The following is a 21,056-nucleotide window of genomic DNA, read 5'->3' as shown; positions in this document are numbered from 1 at the left end:
TTAGTCTATCGGTGAAGTATCTTCGTCTTCTTCTTGTTCGTTATGGTTCGCTGCCTTGGCCAGCTTGTCGGCCTTCAGCGCGTCACGAATGAGATCGTCAGTCAGAATAAGCTTCGCTTCGGCTAGCGTCGTGAACGGAATAACGACCTTCGGATCTTCGCCGTAGGCCGGCTGGTCACGTTCGATGGTAAATCCATCGGCATCCACGGCGATGATCTTGCCGCGGAAACGCTTGCGGTTATCGACCAGGATCGAGGTCTCGCACTTGACGAGGTTGCCCTGCCAGCGACTGAAATCCGACTTGCGCACCATCGGGCGATCGATGCCCGGCGACGACACTTCGAGATGATACGCCTTATCGATCGGATCATCCACATCCAAAGCCGGTGAAACGGCTTGCGATACCGCCTCGCAATCCTGGACGGTCATGGTGCCGTCAGGACGCTCGGCCATGATCTGCAGCGTCGCGCCGTTCTGGTTCATCAGCCGGACGCGCACGAGGCGGTAGCCGAGGTCAACAATCACCGGTTCGATGATGGCGGCGACGCGCTGGTCCAGACCGGTTTCGACGATCAGGCGGGGTTCGTTGGGGTCTTCGGCGTGTGTCAGGTCCGACAAGCATGCGCTCCTGGAAAATTTGGCATTCCATGCTCGAGCTAATAAAAAAGAGCGGGTCCTCGCGGCCCACCCTTCATCAGACGATCAAGAATTTGAATGCGATATAGCCAGGTTTTTACCAAATTGCAAGGTCTGCAATCGCCAGCGACTATTTAAGCACACCCATCATTCTTGCCTCCGGGTAGCAGGTGGGCCGCTCGCCGTTCTTTGCCTGCCACTGGCCGATCGAGCGCCGTGTCTTATAGCCCGGCAAGCCGTCCGTACCGCCGACATCGTAGCCCTTGTGCTGCAGCGCCTTCTGCATTGCGGCGACATCCGAGCGCAACATCTTGCCGACATCGCCCCATGGTCCCTTGAAGGCGCCGGTATTGTCGGCGATGCGGTCGGCGAGATTGCCGATATAGAGCGCATAGAGATCAGAGTTGTTATACTCTTTTATGACATAGAAATTGGGCGTGACGATAAAGGCCGGGCCGTCGCGGCCGGCCGGCACCAGCATCATGCCGGATGCTTTCAATTCACTGGCCGGAAAGCCGCTGCCATTGACGCGCGTGATGCCGTCCGCCGCCCATTTTCCAATCGGCTTGGCGAGATCCGGGCCTTCCTGGGCGCAGGAAACAGCGGCCGGTATCGTCGCCTCGTAACCCCAGCCACGGCCGCGCTGCCAGCCCTTCTGGACCAGGTAGTTGGCAATCGATGCCAGAGTGTCCGGCACTGACGTCCAGATGTTGCGATGACCGTCGCCGTCGAAATCGACTGCATATTTCAGATAGCTCGACGGCATGAACTGCGGCTGTCCGAGCGCACCGGCATAGGAGCCCTTGAACTGGTCTGGGCCGATGTCGCCATGCTCGAGAATGCCGAGGGCAGTGATCAGCTCGGTGCGGAACATCTCCTTGCGGGTCGACATGAAGGCGTCGGTCGCAAGGATGGCAATCGCCGAGTTCTTCATGGTAGCGGCGCCGAAGCCGGTCTCGCGGCCCCAGATGGCAAGCACGATCGAGCCGGGCACGCCATAGGTTTTCTCGATCCGCTTCAGCGTCGAAGAATACTGCGAGGCGAAGCCGCGACCGGTGACGGCCAATCGTTGCAGCCGGTCATTATTGAAATAGGGTGCCGGTGACGAGAATTCTGCCTGGCTCTGCGGCCGCTGCTTCACCGGCGGGAAGCCGGGCGGCGCAAGATCGGGCAGGTTCCAGTTCAACTGGACACCGGCAAAGGCGGCGTTCAGCGTCTTTTCCGAGACGCCGGCCTTGCGCGCTTCCGGATAGATCTCGGTTTTGACCCAGGCCTGGAACTGCGCTTCGACATCGGCCTTCGAGGGCGCTGCCAAGGCGGGTAGCGGGAGGAGTGTGAGGAGGACGAGAATGATGAGGGACCCGATTTCCCTCATTCCTGTGCTCGTCACAGGAATCCAGTCGCCCAAGTCCTTGGGCGAGAAACACTTTCCATGACGCAGAGTTTTCTCATGGCGCAGACGCGCCATGGCTGGATTCCTGTGACGAGCACAGGAATGAGGGAGGGTGGAGGGGGGCGATGTCATATCCATCATCCGCATCGTCGATCTCTCGTTCATATCAGCGTCCTCGCCCTCAATGCCGCCGTCAGGGTGCCTTCGTCGAGATAATCCAGTTCGCCGCCAACGGGGACGCCGTGGGCCAAACGGGTGATCCTGACGTCGAGGCCGGCGAGTTGGTCGGTAATGTAGTGTGCCGTCGTCTGGCCCTCGACGGTGGCGTTGACCGCAATGATGATCTCGCGGATGCCGCCTTCGGCGACGCGTGCGACAAGGCCACGGATGTTGAGGTCGTCCGGTCCGACGCCGTCGAGCGGCGACAGCGTGCCGCCGAGTACGTGGTATGCGGTGTTCATCGCTGCTGCCCGCTCCAGCGCCCAGAGGTCGGCGACATCCTCGACGACGATGATGACGGCCTGGTCCCGGCGGTCGTCTGTGCACACCGTGCAGGGGTCGACGGTGTCGACGTTGCCGCAGTGCGAGCAGATCTTGACCTTGTCGTGGGCCTCGCCCATGGCCACCGAGAGGGGGCCGAGCAACTGGTCTTTTTTCTTGATCAGATGCAGCGCCGCGCGGCGCGCTGAACGCGGCCCGAGGCCGGGCACCTTGGCCAGCAACTGGATCAGTTTTTCAATTTCGGGACCGGTGACTCGTTTTGCCATGGGGCGTTCTTAGACCATATGCTAGAGAAACGGAATCGCGTCAGGAGACAGCATCCCATGAAAATTCTCGCCGTCTGCACCGGCAATGCCGAAAAACTGCCCGGCAAGAGCTACAAGACCGGCATCAACAAGCATCCGGTTTCCGGCGCGGTCATGATCGATGAAAACGGACTGATCGGCGACGCCGTCTGCAATCGCAAGCATCATGGAGGTCCCTGCCAGGCGGTATACGTCGAGGGCTCGCTGACGCTCGACTGGTGGGCACGCGAACTTGGGCAACCGGTTCCGCCCGGCCTGTTCGGCGAGAATGTGGTCATCGACGGGCTCGACAATGCCAGTGTTGCCGTTGGCGACCGGTTCGTGGCGGGCGATCTCGTGCTCGAGGTGACATCGCCGCGCATCCCCTGCGCCACCTTCGCGGCCAAGATGGGCGACCCGAAGTTCGTCAAGCGCTACATGAATGCCGGTCTGCCGGGCATCTACTGCCGCGTACTGAAGCCGGCGTCGCTGTCTTCCGGTACCGGTGTCGAATACCGGCCGTTCGAAGGCGAGCGGGTGACGATGCCGGAGATGATGAAGACATTCGGCCGCAAGCTGTCGCCCAAGGACCGGGAGCGCTATCTGTCGACGCCGCTGCACAAGCAGTTTCGCGAGAAGATCGAAGCGCAGGCCTGAGGCTCGCCGTCGAAACGCTCGACGGCCGCGCATGGCGCGACCGTCCTCCGGTGAGATCCAGGCTGCGATCGATCTCAGGTCTCAGAGAGGCATCTTGAAGCCGGGAGGGATCGGCAGGCCGGCGGTCAGTTCCCTGGTCTTTTCGGCGACGATGGCTTCGGCCTTGCCCTTGGCATCGGTGTGGGCTGCGACGACGAGGTCTTCGAGGATTTCGACATCGTCTTCCTTGAACAGAGACGGGTCGATCTTCAGCGAGATCATCTCGCCCTTGCCGTTCAGGGTGACGGTGACGAGACCGCCGCCCGACTTGCCTTCTGCATGGATGTCAGACATTTCTGCCTGCATCTTTTCCATCTTGGACTGCATTTCCTTGACCTTGCCCATCATTCCCATGATGTCGCGCATCGCCTTCGTTCCTTCTCTGCTGTCTTTTGGTGTTCGATCAGAATTCTATGTCATCGCCCGGCAGGATATCGCCTTCGTCGGATTCGGCAACGGCTGGCGCGGCGAGCGGTTCATCGCCTGCATCGTCATCCGGATCGGCGCGGACGCGCACGTCGATGATCTTGGCGCCAGGAAACTGCAAGAGGATCGCGGCAACGTCCGGGTCCTGGCTGGCATCGACCATGCGCTGTGCTTGCGCCTTGGTCTCCGCCTCTGTCTCGCTCGGCGCTCCGCCATCGCGGCTGAGGCTGACGATCCAGTGGATGCCGGTCCATTCCTTGAGCTTCAGGGCCAGCTCATTGAGCAACGTGCCGGGAGCGCCGGGCGCGAGGCTGACATCGAGATGGCCGGGCTCGAGCTTCACCGGCCGCAGGAACGTGCGCACCATGGCCTTCAGCCGTGGATCGCGCTTGACGCCGCAGAGGTCGGCAATATCGCCGATCGACCGGATGGCGACGCTGGGCTTCGGAGCCTCGACGGGCTTTGCCTCGGTGCGGCCGGTGGCAACAGGCTGCGGTGCCGCATCTGGGACGGCGCGCAGCATCGTGGCTGCTCCGCTGTTTGCGCGCGGGGCCGCCTCGGGGGCGTTTCTGGATGTGGCTGGCTGGTAGGCAACGGAAGCGCCAGCGCCGTTGCCGTTACCGTTTCCCGATGGGGTGGGACGCGGACTGCCGCTGCTGTCGCTGCCGATCTCGGCCAGGCGCCTTGCGGCATCCTCCGGCGAGGGCAGGTGGGCGGCGTGGGCGAGGCGGATCAGCACCATTTCGGCGGCACCCGCCGTGCGCGAGGAGTTTTCTGTCTCCGGAATGCCCTTCAGCAACATTTGCCAGATGCGCGACAGTGTGGTGACTGCGAGCGTCCGGGAAAATTCGAGGCCGCTGACCCGTTCGATCTCGCTCAGCGAGGGGTCGTTGGCCGAGTCGGGCACATATTTCAGGCGTGTCACCAGATGCGTGAAATCGGCAAGATCGGTGAGCACGACCACGGGGTTGGCGCCGGCCTCGTACTGGCCGTTGAATTCGGCAAGGGCAGCGGCAACGTCGCCTTTGACGATATGCTGGAACAGGTCGACGATACGGGCGCGGTCGGCAAGGCCGAGCATCGAGCGCACGGTATCGGCCTGCACCGAGCCACCGCCATGGGCGATTGCCTGGTCGAGCAGCGACAGGCCGTCGCGGGCGGAGCCTTCGGCGGCGCGGGCGATCATCGCCAGGGCCTCAGCCTCGGCTTCGATGCCTTCCTTGGCAGCTATGGTGGAGAACAGGCCAACGAGATCGGAGGCGCTGATGCGGCGCAGGTCGAAGCGCTGGCAGCGCGACAGCACCGTGATCGGCACCTTGCGGATTTCCGTCGTCGCGAAGATGAATTTGACATGCTCGGGCGGCTCTTCCAGCGTCTTCAACAGGCCGTTGAAGGCGGCAGTCGACAGCATGTGCACTTCGTCGATGATGTAGACTTTATAGCGTGCCGACACCGGGCGATAGCGAACTTGCTCGATGATTTCCCGGATGTCGTCGATGCCGGTGTGCGAGGCGGCGTCCATCTCGATGACATCGACGTGGCGGCCGTCCATGATTGCCTGGCAGTTCTCGCCGAGCATGCGCAGGTCGATGGTGGGCGTGTCGATTTCGGCGGTCTTGTAGTTCAAGGCACGGGCCAGGATGCGGGCGGTCGTGGTCTTTCCGACGCCGCGCACGCCGGTCAGCATGTAGGCCTGGGCGATACGGCCGGTCTCGAAAGCATTGGTCAGGGTGCGGACCATCGGCTCCTGGCCGACCATCAGGTCCGAAAAATCCTTGGGGCGATATTTGCGGGCCAGCACCCTGTAGCCGGTGCCGGTCGACGCGGCTGAATTTGCTGGTCGCTCGATTTCGCTCATCGCCCTGCTTGTCGCCGGGCAAGCCGGACATCGCTATGAGAAAAGGGTGGGAGGCTGGCACGATGACCCGTGCCTGGCTCGTTGGGGCTGCTTCCTTCCGGACCTGACCCGGTTGGCGAGTGGCTCGTCCACCACCAACCTCCCGGAGCGACATATCGGCAATCTCGCCATCAAATGCAAGCACGCCCACAAAAAAACTGCTAAACATTTGAAAAAATACTGGAGGAGACACCATGAGCCCATTCGTGCTCGATGATCGCCTGGCGAAGGACACAGTGTCTATTGCGATCACAGGTCTTTGCGACCTGCGCCTGATGAAGGATCGCCGCTGGCCATGGCTTGTGCTGGTGCCGCGCCGGCAGGCAATCTCTGAAATTTTCGAGCTCACGCCTCTCGACCAAGCCTTGCTCACCTTCGAGACGAATATGGTGTCGAGCGCGTTGAAGAGCGTCACTGGGGCTGTGAAAATCAATGTCGGCGCCCTTGGAAATATTGTCCGACAGCTGCATGTTCATGTCATTGCGCGGTCCGAAGGGGATGCGAACTGGCCGGGCCCCGTCTGGGGTCATGGCCATCAGGAGCCCTATGAGGACGACGAGATGCGCGCCTTCATGACCCGAATGCAGAAAGCCCTGTCCCCATGAGCCATTCCCTCTTCACCTCCGACGCGCCACACCCCGAGCCCAGCAGCCTTACCGCCTTTGCCGAGAACGCACTGAACCGCGACTCTGAGCATCGCGATGAAAGCTCGGTGGAAAAAGCGCTGTCCATCGATGGGACCCATATCCTGGCCTTTGCCGGCGAAAAGCTGGTGCTGAAGCATGACGGCCAGATCCTCGATCCGCTGTTTGCCAAATACGAACTGGCCGAGCTCGATCCGGATTGGGATAATGCGGTGCTGCTTGGCTACAAGAAAAGCGGCGAGCCGCGGCTCGCGGTGCCGGTGGGTGTCGGTGCCGACGATCTTGCCAGCCAGTACAAGGCGACAGACATGCGGGCGCTGTGGCGCGAGCATCTGTTCGAAGGCGAAATTCTGGGCGAGGCGGCACAGGCTGCCAGCCTCCTCCGCTGGAATAGCGACAACCGTTTTTGCGGCCGTTGCGGATCTGCAAGCGAAGGCCATATTGGCGGCTACAAGCGCATCTGCACGGCCTGCCAGCATACGATTTTTCCGCGCACCGACCCCGTTGTCATCATGCTCGTCGTCGATGAGGCCCGAGGGCTCTGTCTGCTCGGTCGAAGCCACCACTTCCCGCCGGGAATGTATTCGTGCCTTGCCGGTTTCGTCGAGCCGGGCGAGACGATCGAAAGCGCGGTGCGCCGCGAGACGCACGAGGAATCCGGCATCGCCACCGGCCGCATCCGCTATCACGCCTCGCAGCCGTGGCCGATGCCGCATTCGCTGATGATCGGCTGCTATGCCGAAGCGAAATCCACCGAAATCCACATCGACTCCACCGAGCTCGACGATTGTCGCTGGTTTACGCCGGAGGAGACGCTGGCAATGCTGGAGCGGGTGGATGCATCCGGCCATACCTCGCCACCGAAGGGTGCCATAGCCCACCGGCTGATGCGCGACTGGATCGAGTGGAAGCGCTAGGCGGATATTGCCATGGCCCGTTCCGAGCGGCTGCTGACTCTCCTGCAGGCCCTGCGTCGCCATCGCCGTCCAGTGACCGGGGCGGCGCTGGCGGAGGAGACGGGCGTGAGCCTGCGGACGCTCTACCGTGATATTGCCAGCCTGCAAGCGCAAGGGGCGCATATCGAAGGCGAGGCCGGCGTCGGCTATGTGCTGAAGCCGGGCTTCATGTTGCCGCCGATGATGTTTTCGCAAGACGAGATCGAGGCTCTGGTGCTCGGTTCGCGGTGGGTGGCGCGGGCTGCCGAGCCGCGACTGGCCGCGGCCGGCGCCGATGCGATGGCCAAGATCGCTGCCGTCCTGCCTGAAGAAATGCGCGACGAGATCGATTCGGCGACGTTGCTGGTCGGTCCGCGCCGCATAAGCGAAGACAAGGCGGATCTTTCGGTCATCCGCCGGGCGATCCGAATGGAGCGCATTCTCGAGCTCAACTATACCGACGAGAGCGGTGCCGTTTCCGTCCGGAAGGTCTGGCCCTTCGCGCTCGGCTATCTCGAACATATCCGCATCATGGCCGCGTGGTGCGAGCTTCGCCGCGACTACCGACATTTCCGCACAGACCGGATCGGCGACATGACCGTTCAGGACGGTCGTTATCCCCGCCGTCGGGCGGTGCTGATGAAAGAGTGGCGCGAGATCGACGACTATGCCCGGAATGCCTGATGCAGGGCGACCGGACCCTGCGCGGGTTAGGCGCATGATCTGGTTCGTCAGGTTGCTGGCGTTTACGCAGGCGCGTCGAAGGTGCCGGGGCTGCGTGGGGTTGCCTTCCACTGGTCCGTCCGCTGGGGGCTGGCCTCCGTCAGCGCCTGGCGTACGCCGGCTGCGTCATGATCCTTCACATAGACAGGCGAGCCCGGTTGCTGGCGCCAGGAGTCGTCCAGGCTTCCGGCATCCACGGCGTCGAAACCGATCTCATCGATCAGGCCGATGACGACGGCTTTAGAGGCCTGATCGTTGCCGGCCACTGCAATTGCTATGCGACCCGGCTGGCCTGCCGGCTTGCCAAGCTCGGCGAGGCTCGTGGCGTAGATCATGTTGAATGCCTTCACCACGTCGCGGCCGAGTTGCTTTGCCACCCAGGCGCTTTCCGTCATGCCGTTTTCGATGTCGGCCACCGCGCCGTCGCGTTCGCGGGGATAATAGTTGTTGGTGTCGATGACGATGGTCTTCGCGGGCACTTTGGCGAAGAGGTCGCGAGGCAGCGACGGGATGGCGTTGAGGGGGATAGTCACGACGACAACGTCCTTGTCGAGCACAGCTGCTTCGACGGTCGCGGCGCGTGCGCCTGTTTTCGTGGCCAACTCCGAAAGCGTGGCCGGACCGCGCGAGTTGGCGATATCGATCTGGTGTCCCGCCTTGGCAAGCAGGGTTGCGAGCGCGCCGCCAATATTGCCGGCACCGATAATTCCGATTTTCATATCAAATACTCCGAATTGCCCGTCTCCTTCGTGGAGAGACAAATGGACCATAATTCCTGTTCACATCGCGATAAATCGCAATAGGATGCTAACAATCACTACCAGGAGTAGGGAATGGATCGTCTCGTCAGCATGAATGCCTATGTCACCTCGGTAGAGATGGGCTCCTTTGCGTCTGCTGCCACTGTGCTTGGCATCTCGCAGCAGATGGTGGCCAAGCATGTCAATTATCTCGAGGCGCGCCTCGGCGCACGCTTGCTCTATCGCACCACCCGGCGGCAAAGCGTCACCGAGATCGGCCGGACCTACTATGACCGGTGCAAGCTGGTGCTGGCCGATGCCGACTGGGCCGATGCGGTTGCGGAGCAGGCCAAGGGCACACCGCAGGGGCGCCTGCGCATAAACGCTCCTGTTTCGTTCGGCTCACAGAGCCTGATCGGTCTCGTGACTCGCTATCTGCGTCGATATCCCGACGTGGAAATCGATCTGGTTCTCGACGACAAGTATGTCGATCCGGTCAAGGAGTCCTTCGAGGCAGTGTTCCGCATCGGGCATGTCGGGGACACGACCCTCACCAAGTATAGGCTTGCGCCGTTTCGCGTCGTGCTCTGTGCCTCGCCGGACTACCTGCGGGAACGCGGAACTCCGACCCATCCTGCCGATCTCGAATACCACGAATGCCTGGGGCAGGCTCTGTGGTCGCAGCCGGAGAACTATCACTGGCGTTTCGAGATGGGCGACAGCGTTTATGAACCGAAGGTGCAGGGGCGCTTGCGGGTGAACGATGCAAAGGGGTTGCTCTCGGCTGCGGTGGGCGGTTTCGGCATCGCGCTGATTGCCTACGACCACGCGCGGGACATGCTGGCCGATGGTCGTCTCGTCAGGGTGCTGACGGACTACCGGACGGAGACGCGACCGATGCATCTTCTCTTCCACCCCGACCGCCGCCAGACCCCGAAACTCAAAAGCTTCATCGAGGCCGTCATGGAGGAGTTCGGCGAGGCGAAAGCCGGTGGCGCAACATAGAAGAACAACTCAGATGCCTTGCCCACACTGCTGCCATAAACTGTCAGTGGTTGCTGCTATCGTTGCTCCATCGACAACAAGGAGCAACGAAAATGACCAACCCCAATCTCATCATTCTCTACGTCAAGGACCCGGCCGAGAGCGTCGTTTCTATCGCGGCCTTCTTGGTCGCGAGCCCGTGGCGGATTCGCCGAATTATGCCGCCTTTGCGCTCGATAACGGTTTCATGCTCGGGCTCTGGCGTCGTAGTTCTGTGGAACCTCAGCCTTCAGCGCTTGGAAATCGCGGAGAAATCGGCTTTGCCCTGCCGGGCAAGGGCAGCATTGCCGCCCATTACCGGGAGTGGTGCAGCCAGGGAATGCCGATTGCGCAGGAGTTGACGACGATGGATTTCGGAGAGACCTTCGTGGCGCTCGATCCCGATGGCCATCGCCTGCGTGTTTGCGAACCGGATCAGTAGGCTGCACCGCAGTTCCGCATCAGTTCAGGGTGAGGTCGCTTTCACATTCATCGCGGGCTTCATCGAATTCATCGATATGCGCGACTGCCATGCTGCGAAAGTCCGGATCGGTGATCTCATCCAGGGACCGCGGCATGCCGTGGTCTCTGATCATGGTCTTGAGAACGGATACCAGATGTGTGCTCTTATCTTCCGACATGCTTTTCAACCTTCATCGTAGTGGATAGGTAGTAAGCTAACTACTTAGCACATTGCACTGCAACATGCCCATTCACATATTGATGATCTGCCGTGAGCTTGGTGCATGGAACCGTGGTGCATTACGGGTAAACCAGGCGACGGATACCAACGCGGTGCAGGGGTAGACGGTTAGTGGGGCTAATGGCATTCGACTGGCATAGCAGTGAAATCACGCGCGCGACGCCGTTGACGGCATCCTATCGCAATAGGCGGAACGTCCGTCGATTTTTCCAGGCGGAATGTGGCGAAGGGTTCAGGTTCGACCGCCCCTTCATGGGCTGGCTTAAGACGGCTGTCGGCCAGACTATGGGCAGTGCTGCCGACGAGTGGTGCCGGCGCGAGGCTGCAAAGCGTCAGCCGGCATCACCTGCAGCGACCGATGCGTGATCCTATCAGCCCTCGTACTGCTCATCGGTGACGTGCTCGAGCCAATCGACGACCTTGCCGTCAAGCGCTTCGGCGATGGCGACATGGCTCATGGCTGTTGAAGGTGCAGCGCCGTGCCAGTGTTTCTCACCCGGTGCGAACCAGACGATGTCGCCGGGGCGGATCTCTTCGATCGGGCCACCCTCTCGCTGCGCACGGCCGAGGCCGGACAGCACGAGCAGGGTCTGGCCGAGCGGGTGCGTGTGCCAGGCGGTGCGTGCGCCGGGTTCGAATGTGACGGTGGCGCCGCCGATCCGGGCCGGATCCTCGCCCTTGAACGGCGCATCGATGCGCACCGTGCCGGTGAAGTAGTCGGATGGGCCCTTGGCCGAGGGAAGCGAACCGCTGCGGGTGATCTTCATGAGAACTCTCCTGTTGCGCGGCATTCTCCTGCCGCCGGTAATCGTTACTTAGCGCGCGGAATGCACCGGATCAGGTGTGTGCACCCTCAATTCGGAAAGTCAGATGATGGGCTCGTTGGCGAGGGCTTTTTCCGGCACCGCTTCAGCGCCGATGCGTTTGGACATATTGAGCCCAGTGACGCGAAAGCCGCCGACGGCGTATAGGTGTTGAGCGCGAGCGTTATCGGCAGCCACACGCAGCTTGATCTCCGTGTATCCCTGTTGCCGCATCATCGCTTCCAGGGCAGCCAGAGCAGAGTGACCGCGACCTTGTCCCCGGTACTCCGGGAGTATGCAGAAGTCGCAGACAAAAGCCGAATGGTGGTCTTTGTCGGAGCGATACCAGAGATAGCCAATGGGTTGCGCTGGGTTCTGCTCGCTGAATATGCAGAGCAATTCCTGGCCTGCGGTTTGCGGGCCGGCCGGAAGCTCCGCCGCGACCTCGCGCTCAGCCAGTATCCGCGCAGCGGCCGAAGACATGGCATAGTTCTCAGCAATTTCATCTGCGTAGTCAGCGATGAAGTAATCCAGGTATGCGGGGAACTCTGCGGGAAGCATAGGCTGGAAGGTGATCATGAGGGTCCATTCAATTGCCGGTCTGCTGCAGGAGCCATGCGTTCTGCGCGTTATCCCGGCATGGAGTGTGGCCGGATGCTAATCCTTGGCCAGCATGGCTGCACGCAGCGTGTCGTTGATGCGGTCCTGCCAGCCGGGACCGTCTTCCTGGAAGTGGGCGAGCACGTCGCTGTCGAGCCTGATCGACACCATCTCCTTCGTGTTGGGCACGGCAGGGCGCTCGACTGCAGGGGCGACGGGCTTCTTTGTCGGTTTGAATAGCGCCTCTGCGGCGTCCATCGGGCTGACCGGGCGGCGGGGTGGCGTGGCCATGGCGTTTTCCTTCTGTGTGACGGTCGGCAGTTGCAATGCCTACATCGAGCCGCGCGTCGGGTGGCCTTTGTAGACGCCGAGGATGCGGACCTTTTCGGAGAAGAACCGCAGTTCCTCCAGCGCCTGGCGGACGTTCGGGTCCGACGGATGGCCTTCGATGTCGGCGTAAAACTGGGTGGCCACGAACTTTCCGCCGAGCTGGTAGCTCTCCAGCTTGGTCATGTTGATGCCGTTTGTGGCGAAACCGCCAAGCGCCTTGTAGAGGGCGGCCGGGATGTTGCGGACATTATAGACGAAAGTCGTGACGATCTTTTCGTCCTTCGATGTGCGCTCGGCCCATGCCTCGTCGCGGGCCAGCACGACGAAGCGTGTCGTGTTGCTTTCGACATCCTCGACATTCTCGGCGATGATGTCGAGATGGTAGAGGTCGGCGGCCAGCCGGGGGGCCAGCGCCGCCATCGAGCGGTCGCCTGTTTCCTGCACCAGCTTTGCAGCGCCCGCAGTGTCGCCGGCGATGACCGGTTTCCAGCCGTTGGCTCGAACGATCTTGCGGCATTGTCCGAGCGCATGGATGTGGCTGTGGACGGTGCGGATCTCGTCATGGGTGACACCCGGGAGCACCATCAGCTGGAAGCGGATCGGCATGAAATATTCGCCGATGATGTGCAGGTTGGATTCCGGCAGCAGGTGGTGGATATCGGCAACACGGCCGGCGATTGTGTTTTCGATCGGGATCATCGCGAGATCGGCATCGCCATTGTCGACTGCGGTGAACGCATCCTCGAAGGTCTGGCATGGCAGCGGCTCCATGCCGGGAAACATGTCGCGGCATGCCATGTCGGAATTGGCGCCGTATTCGCCCTGGAAGGCAATCTTGTTGGTCTTGGCTGTCATGAAAAATCCGTCAGAGAGAGGCGCCGGAGAGCATTCGGCGGGCCTTTTCGAGGTCGGCCCGAGTATCGACACCCAGCGGAACCGTGTCAACGATCTCGGCGTCGATGCGCATGCCGGCTTCGAGGGCACGCAGCTGCTCGAGCGATTCACGTTTTTCCAGCGTCGATGGGGCAAGCGTCACGAAACGCTCGAGTGCCGCGCGGCGATAGGCGTAGAGGCCGATATGATGGTAGAGCGGCCCTTTGCCATGGGGGGCGGTGGCGCGGGTAAAATAGAGTGCCCTCAGCCGGCTGTCCGACAGCGGCGAGCCGACGATCTTGACGACGTTGGGATTGGTCTTTTCCTCCTCGTCGCGGATTTCCACCGTCAGCGTCGCAATATCGACGGCGGTATCTTCGAGCGGCTTCAGGGCAGCGCGGATTGTGGCGGGGTCGATGGTCGGCAGGTCGCCCTGGACATTGACGATTGTCTCGATGCGACCGTCCGGATCGACAGCGCGCAGCGCCTCGTGAATGCGATCGGAGCCGGATTGATGGTCCTCGCGGGTCATCACCACCTCGAAGCCGGCGTCTCTGACGACATCGAACGTGTCGGAATGGTCGACGGCGACGACGATGCGACCGATAGCCGCTTCGCGCGCGCGCATGGCAACCTGTACGATCATGGGCAAGCCGGCAATGTCGGCCAACGGTTTGCCTGGCAGTCGGGTAGACGCCAGACGGGCGGGGATGAGGACCAGCGTCTTGCCGATATCGAGGTACGTCATTGTTGGCCTTTTATTCCCGTCGGAAAAATGTCAAAAAGTGTGATGTTCCGAGCTGGGTGGAGAGTTTTGTAAGGGACAGTCAGAAGACACAGGTTTCGGCCGAATTCAAGATGGGGCCGGCGGGTTTGCCGGGGAGGGGAACATAGCAGATGAATTCATCCTACGTGAACATGGGACTCGGTGCGCTTTTGGCGACGTTGTTCGTGTTGAAGTCGGTGTCGCTGGTGTCCGGCGCGCTGTTTGCTTCGGAGCCGCCGGAGAAGCCAGGCTTTATCATTGTCGCCGACGAGACGGCACCGGCCGGTGGCGCCAGTGGTAAAACTGCTGCGGCAGCGCCGGAAACGCCGATCGCCCAGCTGTTGCAGAAGGCCGACGCCAAGGTTGGCGAAACAATCTTCAAGAAGTGTCAGGCCTGTCATGACGGCAGCAAGGGCGGGCCGAACAAGGTCGGGCCAAACCTCTACGGCATCGTCGACCGGCCGATCGCCTCGCATGAGGGCTTCGGCTATTCCGCAGCGATCAAGGATTTTTCCAAGGGTAGCTCGGAGAAGTGGACCTACGACCATCTCACGCATTTTCTGGCGGCGCCGAAGAAATACATTCCCGGCACGGCAATGGGCTTTGCAGGCCTGCCGAAGGAAACCGACCGGGCCAATGTCATCGCCTATCTCCGGACGCTGGCCGATACGCCTGCACCGCTGCCGGATGCTGCCGCCGCGCCGGCGCCCGCTACCAACTGAGCCTGATCCGACGACAAAGCCCGGCCATCCGTGGCCGGGTCCTCACGTCCGCCTGCCCTGCCGCTGGATCGTGCGGCGGCCCTGGTCGGCAAGCGCGTCGGCGCGCTCGTTGCCGTCTATGCCGAAGTGGCCTTTGCACCATTCGATCCTGACAAGCGGATTTTGCGACAGCTTTAGATCGAGCATCTTCCAAAGCTCTGCATGGGCGATCGTCCTCCGCCGGACGTTGGGGTTGGCGTCGATCTTTTTCCAGCCGTTTCCTTTCCATATCTGCCGGAAGGCGTTGCAGCCCCTGACGGCGTACAGCGAATCGGACCAGATCACGACATCTTCACCGGCGGCATTGCTCGCGATCCATTCTGCTGCCTCCAGCACGGCCATGATTTCCATGGCATTGTTGGCGGTCTTTGCGACGCCGCCGCAGCCCGAGGATATCTCGAGTCCATTGCGATACACGACATAGGCCCAGCCTCCATCGCCGGAACCGGGCTCGACGCAGCCGTCGGTGAAGACATGAAGTCCGTGCGGCACAGCCGCTGGATTGGCTTGCAAGGGTTGAGTAGGCTTGGCGGTCAATAGGTTGGCCTATCGGAGACGTCGCTGGAGAACTGGAACATCCTAACCCGGATACATTGGCCGTTGCCAACCTCGAATGCTGTGGCCGCCGCTTACCTCGGTCACGAGCGGGATGCTGCATTGCATAATCGGCACACCCTGTGACCTCGACAAGATAGCCGAAGCGTGACGTTCTGCGCGCTTATGCCAATGTGAGTCTTTTGATGCCCAATTCGCAGTCGTTGCCTGAAATCCATCGCGGCACCATACCCTTGATGGCCGCCGCCTGTGGCGTAATGGTCGGCAATATCTATCTCTGCCAACCGCTGCTCGGCCAGATCGCCGTTAGCTTTGGCGTTCCCGAGCATGTGTCGTCGCTGGTTGCGGTAGCGACCCAGGTCGGCTACGCGTTCGGCATTCTCCTGCTGGTGCCGCTTGCCGATATTGCCGAGCCACGCAGGTTGCTGCGCTGGCTGATGGCGCTGACGGCGATCGGCCTTCTCGGAGCGGCGCTTGCGCCAGGTATTGGCGTGCTTATCGGTGCCAGCGCCTGTCTTGCGCTGGTCACCGTCGTGCCACAGGTGCTGATACCGCTCGCCACCTCGCTGGTGCCGGCAGAAAAGCGGGGCCGGGTCGTCGGTACGATGACCACCGGCCTGGTCATGGGCATCCTGTTGTCGCGCACAGTCTCCGGTCTTGTGGCGGGATATACCGACAGCTGGCGTGCGTCGTACGGCTTGGCTGCGGTTCTCACGCTGATCCTTTTCTTCTTCGTTCCGGCCTTCATGCCGCAGCGACCGCAGATGATGCAGAAAATGAGCTACGGCAAGCTGCTGGCCTCGCTCGTGCCGCTGTTGAAGCACCGGCCGCTGCTGTTGTCGATGGGAATGAATTTCCTGGCTTTCGGCGCTTTTTCGGCTTTCTGGGCGACGCTGGCATTCCATCTCGCCAGCCCTGCCTTCGGACTCGGAGCCGCCGCTGCCGGCCTTTTCGGGCTGTGGGGTGCCCCCGGTGCGTTGATGGCGCCGATTGGAGGGCGACTTGCCGACCGCTGGGGTTCCTCGCGGGTGAATGCTCTTGCCTTCTGCGCCCTGCTCGCCAGCTTCGCGATTGCCGCCACCCTGGGGACGACGCATCTTCTGGCATTGGTCGTTGCCGTCAACCTGCTCGATTTCGGCTTGCAGAGCGGCCAGATCGCCAACCAGACGCGGATATTTGCCATCGGTCATGAAATCCGCGGCCGGCTGAACACGATGTATATGGTTTCGACGTTTTCCGGTGGTGCACTCGGTGCATTCGCCGGCGGCATGGCCTGGACGCTTGCCGGCTGGATCGGCGTTTGCATCGTCTGCGTCTGCCTGATCTGTCTCGCAGCAACGCTGCTGGGTGTTTCGCTCTTCTTCGAGGGACGTCGATCCTGAAAAAAGGCACAAAAAAAGCGGGCACTGCCCGCTTTTCCGCAGCCGGTCATCCCGGCGGTCTGCTTCCATCGCCGTCTGCCAGTACATCCGTGGTCAGCGCGTTCAATGGAAGCCAGGGGTCACACCCCAAGCGATAAAGGCTCTAACGATCTGTCGACCGTCCATGCCTCTCGCCTGATGGTTAATTACACGGCGAAAGTGACGGCTCTGTGACCAGTTGGCATTTCTTGGGCGGGCGGTGGCGATTCCGCCTTCCAAACTTTTCAAAACCCGATATGACCGGACACCGGCGAAGACAGTGACCGGGGTTCCATTTTGATGACACGTTTCGATGTACTCACCGTTGGCAATGCCATCGTCGATATTATTGCCCGGTGCGACGACCAGTTCCTGATCGACAACGCCATCACCAAGGCCGCGATGAACCTGATCGACGCCGAGCGTGCCGAATTGCTCTATTCCCGCATGGGACCGGCCATCGAAGCCTCTGGCGGCAGCGCCGGCAACACGGCGGCAGGCATTGCCAATTTCGGCGGCAAGGCTGCCTATTTCGGCAAGGTAGCCAAGGACCAGCTCGGCGAAATCTTTACCCACGATATTCGCGCGCTCGGCGTCCACTATGAGACCGCGCCGAAAGAGACGTTGCCGCCCACGGCCCGCTCGATGATTTTCGTCACCGAGGACGGCGAGCGATCGATGAACACCTATCTCGGTGCCTGCGTCGAGCTCGGACCCGAGGACGTCGAAGCCGATGTCGTTGCCGATTCCAAGGTCATTTATTTCGAGGGCTATCTCTGGGATCCGCCGCGCGCCAAGGATGCGATCCGCGAATGCGCCCGTATTGCCCATGAAAACGGCCGCGAGGTGTCGATGACCCTCTCCGACAGCTTCTGCGTCGGCCGTTACCGGGACGAATTTCTCGAGCTGATGCGCTCTGGCACCGTCGATATCGTTTTTGCCAACCGTCAGGAAGCACTCAGCCTCTACGAGACAGAGGATTTCGAGGAAGCGCTGACGCTGATCGCCCGCGATTGCAAGATTGCCGCTGTGACAATGAGCGAAGACGGGGCTGTCATCCTGCGCGGCAGCGAGCGCTACGAAGTCGACGCCATCGAGCTGGACGAGCTTGTCGACACGACAGGGGCTGGCGATCTGTTCGCCTCCGGCTTCCTCTACGGCTACACGCAGGGACGGGAACTCCGCGATTGCGGCAAACTTGGCTGCCTGGCGGCAGGTACTGTGATCCAGCAGATCGGCCCCCGGCCTGACAAGTCTCTGTCGAAGCTGGCCAAGGAAGCCGGGCTTATTTGAAGGCCTCTCCGGGATAGGCGCCCCAGATTTCCGATTGCGCCACCCAGCCCTCGGTTCCATCGGTCGTCGTCTTGCACCAGGTGCCGTTGCATTCGCGCACATCGAGGACGACGCCGGGCTCGAGCTTGGCAATGACGGAACTCGACGGCTGCGGATCCCGGCGCATGTTGACGTAGACTTCCTTGCCTTTGCCCTTCATCCACGGGGCGGCGATCGCGGCGCGCGAGCCTGACAGCAGCGACTGGTTGACCCAGCCCTCCGTGCCGTCGGCATCCCGTACCTGGCGCCAGTTGTCGTATTCCTGGATGATTTCGACTGGCAGGCCTGCGCGGGTATAGAGCCATGAGACCGCGTAATCGCTGCTCGGGCCAATGCGCAGGTTGACGCGCTTCGATTTCAGCGTCACGAAGCGTGGCAGCGGCAAGCCGCTGGCACCCTTGGCTGCCTGAGCGTTGGCAATCTGGATCGAGCCGGCCACCATCATCAGGCCGAGTGCCAATGCCGTACAGGATTTGAACATGGTGCTCCGCATCAGAATTCCGTTCGATTGTCGTGGCGCGCTGCCCGGGCGCGCTTCGTTCCGGCCATCCGCAAATGCGTGGACGCCGAAAGCGACTTCTGTTTGTCTTCGACTGCGGGTCTGGTAGAACTGCCCGCAACGTTAAAATTATGTCTGGTCTTGGTTAAGGACCTCTGAACAAGGCATCGCAGGGCGTCATGACAACGAAGAAAAAACCAAAAGTCTATCTGACGCGCAAACTGCCCGACGCGGTCGAGACGCGGATGCGCGAGTTGTTCGACGCCGAGCTCAACATAGACGACAGGCCGCGCACCGCCAGCGAACTGGTTGCGGCGATGCAGACGGCCGATGTGCTCGTACCGACGGTGACCGACAGGATCGATGCGGCCCTTATCGAACAGGCGGGCCCGCAGCTGAAACTTATTGCCGGCTTCTCGAACGGCACCGATCACATCGACGTGGACGCTGCGGCGCGAAAAGGTATCACCGTAACCAACACGCCGGGCGTGCTGACCGAAGATACTGCCGACATGACGATGGCGCTTATCCTCGCCGTGCCGCGGCGATTGGCCGAGGGCGCGCGGGTGCTGACTGACAAGCCCGGCGAATGGGCCGGCTGGTCGCCGACGTGGATGCTCGGCCGCAGGCTTTCCGGCAAGCGTATCGGCATCGTCGGCATGGGCCGCATCGGCACCGCCGTCGCTCGCCGTGCCAAGGCCTTCGGCCTTTCGATCCACTATCACAACCGCAGCAAAGTCAGCCCGGAGACCGAGGACGAGCTGGAGGCGACCTACTGGGACAGCCTCGACCAGATGCTCGCCCGCGTCGATATCATCTCGATCAACTGCCCCTCGACACCAGGCACCTATCATCTGATCTCGGCAAGACGGCTGGCGCTGCTGCAACCAACCGCCTTCATCGTCAACACCGCGCGGGGCGACATCATCGACGAGCCGGCCCTGATCAACATCCTGCGCGACGGCAAGATCGCCGGCGCCGGCCTCGACGTCTTCTCCAACGAGCCGGCCGTCAACCCGAAGCTGATCAAGCTCGCCAACGAAGGCAAGGTCGTGCTCCTGCCGCATATGAGCTCTGCCACCATCGAGGGCCGCATCGAGATGGGCGACAAAGTGATCATCAACATCCGCGCCTTCATGGATAGCCACAGGCCACCCAACCGGGTGTTGCCGGGGCGCTGAGTTTCCTCGGGTCAGGCCCGAGGATCCGCGGGCAAGCGCTCGTCTTTAGCGATGGCTAACCTGCCGGCAGCAAGGACTTCCGCATTTCGATCGAGGTGGTCCGGTCGAAGCCGGGATGGGCGTTTTCGGCGGTCTTGCAAAAACCCAAGGCGGCAAATGTTGCGTGATTTTCGACGAGTTCGATACGTGTTTCGAGCCGCAGCGCCGGAAGTTTTTTGCGCCGCTCGAGCTGTTCCGCAGCCTCGATGAGCCTTCGACCTATACCTCGGCCCTGCAGTGTCGGCAGAACCGCCAGCTTGCCTATGTAGAGGCAATCGGGTTCCAATCGACAAAATATACAGCCGGCTAAGATCTTCTCCTGCATGGCTATAAAACTGATTTCGGCTCCGGCCTTTTGTCGCAATGACTGGGCTGTCAGGGCTTTTGCCGACGAGGGTGGGTCGATGCGGCCTTCCATGCCGGCAAATGAGATCTGGATGAGCGTCAGCAAGGCGTCCCAACCGGTAAAGTCTTCGTCCAGTCGGTGCAGTTCCAGGCCGCTCATGATCCAGCGGTGCCACCCACCTTAGCCGGCTTGGTGCGCCTTGCATAACGGATGGTGTCGAACCTTGCAGCAAGCGCGTCGTAGAGCAGCAGCCGGCCGATCAGCGGTTCTCCGATGCCAGTAACGAGCTTGATGGCTTCCGTCGCCATCAGCGTGCCGATGACGCCGGTGAGCGCGCCTATGATGCCGGCCTCGGCGCAGGAGGGGATCAGGCCCTCCGGTGGCGGGGCTGGAAACAAATCGCGGTAGGTCGGGTTGAGACGGCCGTCAGGGCCGGTTTCATAGGGCTTCAACACGGTCAGCGATCCGTCGAAGCGGCCGACGGCACCGGAAACGAGCGGCTTGCCGGCGGTATGTGCGGCGTCAGCAGCCGCATAGCGGGTATCGAAATTGTCGGAGCCGTCGACCACGAGGTCGAAGCCGGCGAGTTGCCGCATTGCCGTCTCGGCTGCAAACCGCTCCTCGAAGCGGATGGTGCGGATATGGGGGTTCAGCCGCGCGATGGCGTCAGCGGCACTTTGCGTCTTCAGTTCGCCGATGGTACCGGTGTCGTGGATCACCTGGCGCTGCAGGTTCGACAGCGATACGCGGTCGTCGTCGGCGATGCCGAGCGTGCCGATGCCGGCGGCGGCCAGATATTGCAGCACCGGCGCCCCGAGGCCACCGGCGCCGATGACCAGGATACGGGCTGCCTTCAGCTTCTGCTGGCCGGCGCCGCCGATCTCGGGCAGCAGGATATGGCGGCGGTAGCGCTCGATTTCATCGGGGTTCAAGGGTTCCATGTCATCATCCTATCATTCGCATCCGGCTC

General features: G+C 61.6%; 26 protein-coding genes, 1 other RNA gene and 1 pseudogene. 11 read left to right on the top strand and 17 right to left on the bottom strand.

The window, feature by feature from the left end:
- The 3 genes from rimP to recR all read right to left on the bottom strand — a co-directional run bounded on the left by rimP (position 1) and on the right by recR (position 2,796).
- On the bottom strand, positions 1-618 hold the full coding sequence (gene rimP / locus PR018_RS13235) for a ribosome maturation factor RimP (RefSeq protein WP_142831505.1): 618 nt from the start codon (positions 616-618) through the stop codon (positions 1-3).
- 148 nt (positions 619-766) lie between these two features.
- Complete coding sequence (locus PR018_RS13230; RefSeq protein WP_142831504.1) at positions 767-2,011, bottom strand: lytic murein transglycosylase; 1,245 nt, start codon at positions 2,009-2,011, stop codon at positions 767-769.
- A 179-nt stretch (positions 2,012-2,190) separates the two neighbouring features.
- Positions 2,191-2,796 (bottom strand): recombination mediator RecR, encoded by a 606-nt coding sequence (gene recR / locus PR018_RS13225; protein ID WP_111220871.1) that lies wholly within the window; start codon positions 2,794-2,796, stop codon positions 2,191-2,193.
- 57 nt (positions 2,797-2,853) lie between these two features.
- Here recR and PR018_RS13220 point away from each other — a divergent pair, with 57 nt between their 5' ends.
- Positions 2,854-3,471, top strand: coding sequence for an MOSC domain-containing protein (locus PR018_RS13220; RefSeq protein ID WP_142831503.1), 618 nt, complete (start codon positions 2,854-2,856; stop codon positions 3,469-3,471).
- An 81-nt stretch (positions 3,472-3,552) separates the two neighbouring features.
- Here PR018_RS13220 and PR018_RS13215 read toward each other — a convergent pair whose 3' ends face one another.
- From PR018_RS13215 to ffs, 3 genes are all read right to left on the bottom strand, one after another.
- Positions 3,553-3,876, bottom strand: a complete 324-nt coding sequence (locus tag PR018_RS13215; protein ID WP_142831502.1) for a YbaB/EbfC family nucleoid-associated protein — start codon at positions 3,874-3,876, stop codon at positions 3,553-3,555.
- A 37-nt stretch (positions 3,877-3,913) separates the two neighbouring features.
- Positions 3,914-5,794, bottom strand: a complete 1,881-nt coding sequence (locus tag PR018_RS13210) for a DNA polymerase III subunit gamma/tau (RefSeq protein ID WP_142831501.1) — start codon at positions 5,792-5,794, stop codon at positions 3,914-3,916.
- Positions 5,795-5,840: 46 nt separating this feature from the next.
- Positions 5,841-5,937: signal recognition particle sRNA small type (gene ffs, locus PR018_RS13205), an RNA gene on the bottom strand.
- Between the two features lie 90 nt (positions 5,938-6,027).
- Between ffs and PR018_RS13200 the strand changes: the two genes are divergently transcribed.
- The 3 genes from PR018_RS13200 to PR018_RS13190 are packed head-to-tail and all read left to right on the top strand — an operon-like array spanning position 6,028 to position 8,096.
- On the top strand, positions 6,028-6,438 hold the full coding sequence (locus PR018_RS13200; RefSeq protein ID WP_142831500.1) for an HIT family protein: 411 nt from the start codon (positions 6,028-6,030) through the stop codon (positions 6,436-6,438).
- On the top strand, positions 6,435-7,394 hold the full coding sequence (gene nudC / locus PR018_RS13195; protein ID WP_142831499.1) for an NAD(+) diphosphatase: 960 nt from the start codon (positions 6,435-6,437) through the stop codon (positions 7,392-7,394). Before PR018_RS13200 ends, nudC begins: the two co-directional genes overlap by 4 nt.
- A gap of 6 nt (positions 7,395-7,400) precedes the next feature.
- Complete coding sequence (locus tag PR018_RS13190; protein WP_142831498.1) at positions 7,401-8,096, top strand: helix-turn-helix transcriptional regulator; 696 nt, start codon at positions 7,401-7,403, stop codon at positions 8,094-8,096.
- 62 nt (positions 8,097-8,158) lie between these two features.
- On the opposite strand, the gene PR018_RS13185 is transcribed toward PR018_RS13190, so the two are convergent.
- On the bottom strand, positions 8,159-8,854 hold the full coding sequence (locus PR018_RS13185) for an NADPH-dependent F420 reductase (protein WP_142831497.1): 696 nt from the start codon (positions 8,852-8,854) through the stop codon (positions 8,159-8,161).
- Positions 8,855-8,968: 114 nt separating this feature from the next.
- On the opposite strand from PR018_RS13185, the gene PR018_RS13180 reads away from it, so the two are divergent.
- Both PR018_RS13180 and PR018_RS13175 read left to right on the top strand, forming a co-directional pair.
- Entirely contained in the window at positions 8,969-9,880 is a 912-nt protein-coding gene (locus tag PR018_RS13180; protein WP_142831496.1) for a LysR family transcriptional regulator, read from the top strand.
- A 92-nt stretch (positions 9,881-9,972) separates the two neighbouring features.
- Positions 9,973-10,340, top strand: a pseudogene (locus PR018_RS13175) (VOC family protein).
- Positions 10,341-10,359: 19 nt separating this feature from the next.
- Here PR018_RS13175 and PR018_RS13170 read toward each other — a convergent pair.
- Complete coding sequence (locus tag PR018_RS13170) at positions 10,360-10,539, bottom strand: hypothetical protein (RefSeq protein WP_111220881.1); 180 nt, start codon at positions 10,537-10,539, stop codon at positions 10,360-10,362.
- Between the two features lie 182 nt (positions 10,540-10,721).
- Between PR018_RS13170 and PR018_RS13165 the strand changes: the two genes are divergently transcribed.
- A complete protein-coding gene (locus tag PR018_RS13165) occupies positions 10,722-10,967 on the top strand; it encodes a DUF6434 domain-containing protein (protein WP_142831495.1) in 246 nt (81 codons plus the stop codon).
- Positions 10,968-10,972: 5 nt separating this feature from the next.
- Here the strand turns inward: PR018_RS13165 and PR018_RS13160 are convergent, their stop codons facing one another.
- The 5 genes from PR018_RS13160 to PR018_RS13140 form a co-directional block, all read right to left on the bottom strand.
- Positions 10,973-11,368, bottom strand: coding sequence for a (R)-mandelonitrile lyase (locus PR018_RS13160; RefSeq protein ID WP_142831565.1), 396 nt, complete (start codon positions 11,366-11,368; stop codon positions 10,973-10,975).
- Positions 11,369-11,467: 99 nt separating this feature from the next.
- On the bottom strand, positions 11,468-11,983 hold the full coding sequence (locus PR018_RS13155) for a GNAT family N-acetyltransferase (protein WP_142831494.1): 516 nt from the start codon (positions 11,981-11,983) through the stop codon (positions 11,468-11,470).
- Positions 11,984-12,061: 78 nt separating this feature from the next.
- Positions 12,062-12,295 carry a BrnA antitoxin family protein gene (locus tag PR018_RS13150; protein ID WP_142831493.1) on the bottom strand — a complete coding sequence of 78 codons (234 nt, stop codon included), beginning with the start codon at positions 12,293-12,295 and terminating at the stop codon, positions 12,062-12,064.
- 39 nt (positions 12,296-12,334) lie between these two features.
- Positions 12,335-13,189, bottom strand: coding sequence for a prephenate dehydratase (locus tag PR018_RS13145; RefSeq protein ID WP_142831492.1), 855 nt, complete (start codon positions 13,187-13,189; stop codon positions 12,335-12,337).
- Positions 13,190-13,199: 10 nt separating this feature from the next.
- Complete coding sequence (locus PR018_RS13140; protein WP_142831491.1) at positions 13,200-13,955, bottom strand: 3-deoxy-manno-octulosonate cytidylyltransferase; 756 nt, start codon at positions 13,953-13,955, stop codon at positions 13,200-13,202.
- Positions 13,956-14,104: 149 nt separating this feature from the next.
- Between PR018_RS13140 and PR018_RS13135 the strand changes: the two genes are divergently transcribed.
- Complete coding sequence (locus PR018_RS13135; RefSeq protein WP_142831490.1) at positions 14,105-14,695, top strand: c-type cytochrome; 591 nt, start codon at positions 14,105-14,107, stop codon at positions 14,693-14,695.
- A gap of 42 nt (positions 14,696-14,737) precedes the next feature.
- Here the strand turns inward: PR018_RS13135 and PR018_RS13130 are convergent, their stop codons facing one another.
- Positions 14,738-15,271, bottom strand: coding sequence for a ribonuclease H family protein (locus PR018_RS13130; RefSeq protein WP_142831489.1), 534 nt, complete (start codon positions 15,269-15,271; stop codon positions 14,738-14,740).
- A gap of 203 nt (positions 15,272-15,474) precedes the next feature.
- Here PR018_RS13130 and PR018_RS13125 point away from each other — a divergent pair, with 203 nt between their 5' ends.
- Together PR018_RS13125 and PR018_RS13120 are read left to right on the top strand one after the other, a co-directional pair.
- Complete coding sequence (locus tag PR018_RS13125) at positions 15,475-16,671, top strand: MFS transporter (protein ID WP_142831488.1); 1,197 nt, start codon at positions 15,475-15,477, stop codon at positions 16,669-16,671.
- Positions 16,672-16,989: 318 nt separating this feature from the next.
- Positions 16,990-17,982 carry an adenosine kinase gene (locus PR018_RS13120; RefSeq protein ID WP_142831487.1) on the top strand — a complete coding sequence of 331 codons (993 nt, stop codon included), beginning with the start codon at positions 16,990-16,992 and terminating at the stop codon, positions 17,980-17,982.
- On the opposite strand, the gene PR018_RS13115 is transcribed toward PR018_RS13120, so the two are convergent.
- Positions 17,975-18,514: an SH3 domain-containing protein gene (locus PR018_RS13115; RefSeq protein WP_142831486.1), complete on the bottom strand. Its 540-nt coding sequence runs from the start codon at positions 18,512-18,514 to the stop codon at positions 17,975-17,977. The genes PR018_RS13120 and PR018_RS13115 overlap by 8 nt on opposite strands.
- A gap of 185 nt (positions 18,515-18,699) precedes the next feature.
- Here PR018_RS13115 and PR018_RS13110 point away from each other — a divergent pair, with 185 nt between their 5' ends.
- A complete protein-coding gene (locus tag PR018_RS13110; RefSeq protein ID WP_142831485.1) occupies positions 18,700-19,701 on the top strand; it encodes a 2-hydroxyacid dehydrogenase in 1,002 nt (333 codons plus the stop codon).
- 55 nt (positions 19,702-19,756) lie between these two features.
- On the opposite strand, the gene PR018_RS13105 is transcribed toward PR018_RS13110, so the two are convergent.
- Together PR018_RS13105 and PR018_RS13100 are read right to left on the bottom strand one after the other, a co-directional pair.
- Complete coding sequence (locus tag PR018_RS13105; protein WP_142831484.1) at positions 19,757-20,245, bottom strand: GNAT family N-acetyltransferase; 489 nt, start codon at positions 20,243-20,245, stop codon at positions 19,757-19,759.
- A complete protein-coding gene (locus PR018_RS13100; protein ID WP_142831483.1) occupies positions 20,242-21,027 on the bottom strand; it encodes a molybdopterin-synthase adenylyltransferase MoeB in 786 nt (261 codons plus the stop codon). Before PR018_RS13100 ends, PR018_RS13105 begins: the two co-directional genes overlap by 4 nt.
- Positions 21,028-21,056 lie beyond the last annotated feature (29 nt).

It is taken from the genome of Rhizobium rhododendri (assembly GCF_007000325.2).
Taxonomy (GTDB): domain Bacteria; phylum Pseudomonadota; class Alphaproteobacteria; order Rhizobiales; family Rhizobiaceae; genus Rhizobium; species Rhizobium rhododendri.
Note: the sequence above shows the minus strand (reverse complement) of the source record. Positions and strands in the feature narration are given on the sequence as shown.

Coding starts and splice junctions, on each gene's coding strand:
- PR018_RS13150 (WP_142831493.1), bottom strand. CDS start 12,295: ATGGCCACGCCACCCCGCCGCCCGGTCAGCCCGATGGACGCCGCAGAG.
- PR018_RS13230 (WP_142831504.1), bottom strand. CDS start 2,011: ATGAGGGAAATCGGGTCCCTCATCATTCTCGTCCTCCTCACACTCCTC.
- PR018_RS13105 (WP_142831484.1), bottom strand. CDS start 20,245: ATGAGCGGCCTGGAACTGCACCGACTGGACGAAGACTTTACCGGTTGG.
- PR018_RS13200 (WP_142831500.1), top strand. CDS start 6,028: ATGAGCCCATTCGTGCTCGATGATCGCCTGGCGAAGGACACAGTGTCT.
- PR018_RS13125 (WP_142831488.1), top strand. CDS start 15,475: ATGCCCAATTCGCAGTCGTTGCCTGAAATCCATCGCGGCACCATACCC.
- PR018_RS13155 (WP_142831494.1), bottom strand. CDS start 11,983: ATGATCACCTTCCAGCCTATGCTTCCCGCAGAGTTCCCCGCATACCTG.
- PR018_RS13170 (WP_111220881.1), bottom strand. CDS start 10,539: ATGTCGGAAGATAAGAGCACACATCTGGTATCCGTTCTCAAGACCATG.
- PR018_RS13100 (WP_142831483.1), bottom strand. CDS start 21,027: ATGGAACCCTTGAACCCCGATGAAATCGAGCGCTACCGCCGCCATATC.
- PR018_RS13220 (WP_142831503.1), top strand. CDS start 2,854: ATGAAAATTCTCGCCGTCTGCACCGGCAATGCCGAAAAACTGCCCGGC.
- PR018_RS13135 (WP_142831490.1), top strand. CDS start 14,105: ATGAATTCATCCTACGTGAACATGGGACTCGGTGCGCTTTTGGCGACG.
- PR018_RS13210 (WP_142831501.1), bottom strand. CDS start 5,794: ATGAGCGAAATCGAGCGACCAGCAAATTCAGCCGCGTCGACCGGCACC.
- recR (WP_111220871.1), bottom strand. CDS start 2,796: ATGGCAAAACGAGTCACCGGTCCCGAAATTGAAAAACTGATCCAGTTG.
- PR018_RS13215 (WP_142831502.1), bottom strand. CDS start 3,876: ATGCGCGACATCATGGGAATGATGGGCAAGGTCAAGGAAATGCAGTCC.
- PR018_RS13115 (WP_142831486.1), bottom strand. CDS start 18,514: ATGCGGAGCACCATGTTCAAATCCTGTACGGCATTGGCACTCGGCCTG.
- PR018_RS13120 (WP_142831487.1), top strand. CDS start 16,990: ATGACACGTTTCGATGTACTCACCGTTGGCAATGCCATCGTCGATATT.
- PR018_RS13180 (WP_142831496.1), top strand. CDS start 8,969: ATGGATCGTCTCGTCAGCATGAATGCCTATGTCACCTCGGTAGAGATG.
- PR018_RS13160 (WP_142831565.1), bottom strand. CDS start 11,368: ATGAAGATCACCCGCAGCGGTTCGCTTCCCTCGGCCAAGGGCCCATCC.
- PR018_RS13145 (WP_142831492.1), bottom strand. CDS start 13,189: ATGACAGCCAAGACCAACAAGATTGCCTTCCAGGGCGAATACGGCGCC.
- PR018_RS13140 (WP_142831491.1), bottom strand. CDS start 13,955: ATGACGTACCTCGATATCGGCAAGACGCTGGTCCTCATCCCCGCCCGT.
- PR018_RS13185 (WP_142831497.1), bottom strand. CDS start 8,854: ATGAAAATCGGAATTATCGGTGCCGGCAATATTGGCGGCGCGCTCGCA.
- PR018_RS13110 (WP_142831485.1), top strand. CDS start 18,700: ATGACAACGAAGAAAAAACCAAAAGTCTATCTGACGCGCAAACTGCCC.
- PR018_RS13165 (WP_142831495.1), top strand. CDS start 10,722: ATGGCATTCGACTGGCATAGCAGTGAAATCACGCGCGCGACGCCGTTG.
- nudC (WP_142831499.1), top strand. CDS start 6,435: ATGAGCCATTCCCTCTTCACCTCCGACGCGCCACACCCCGAGCCCAGC.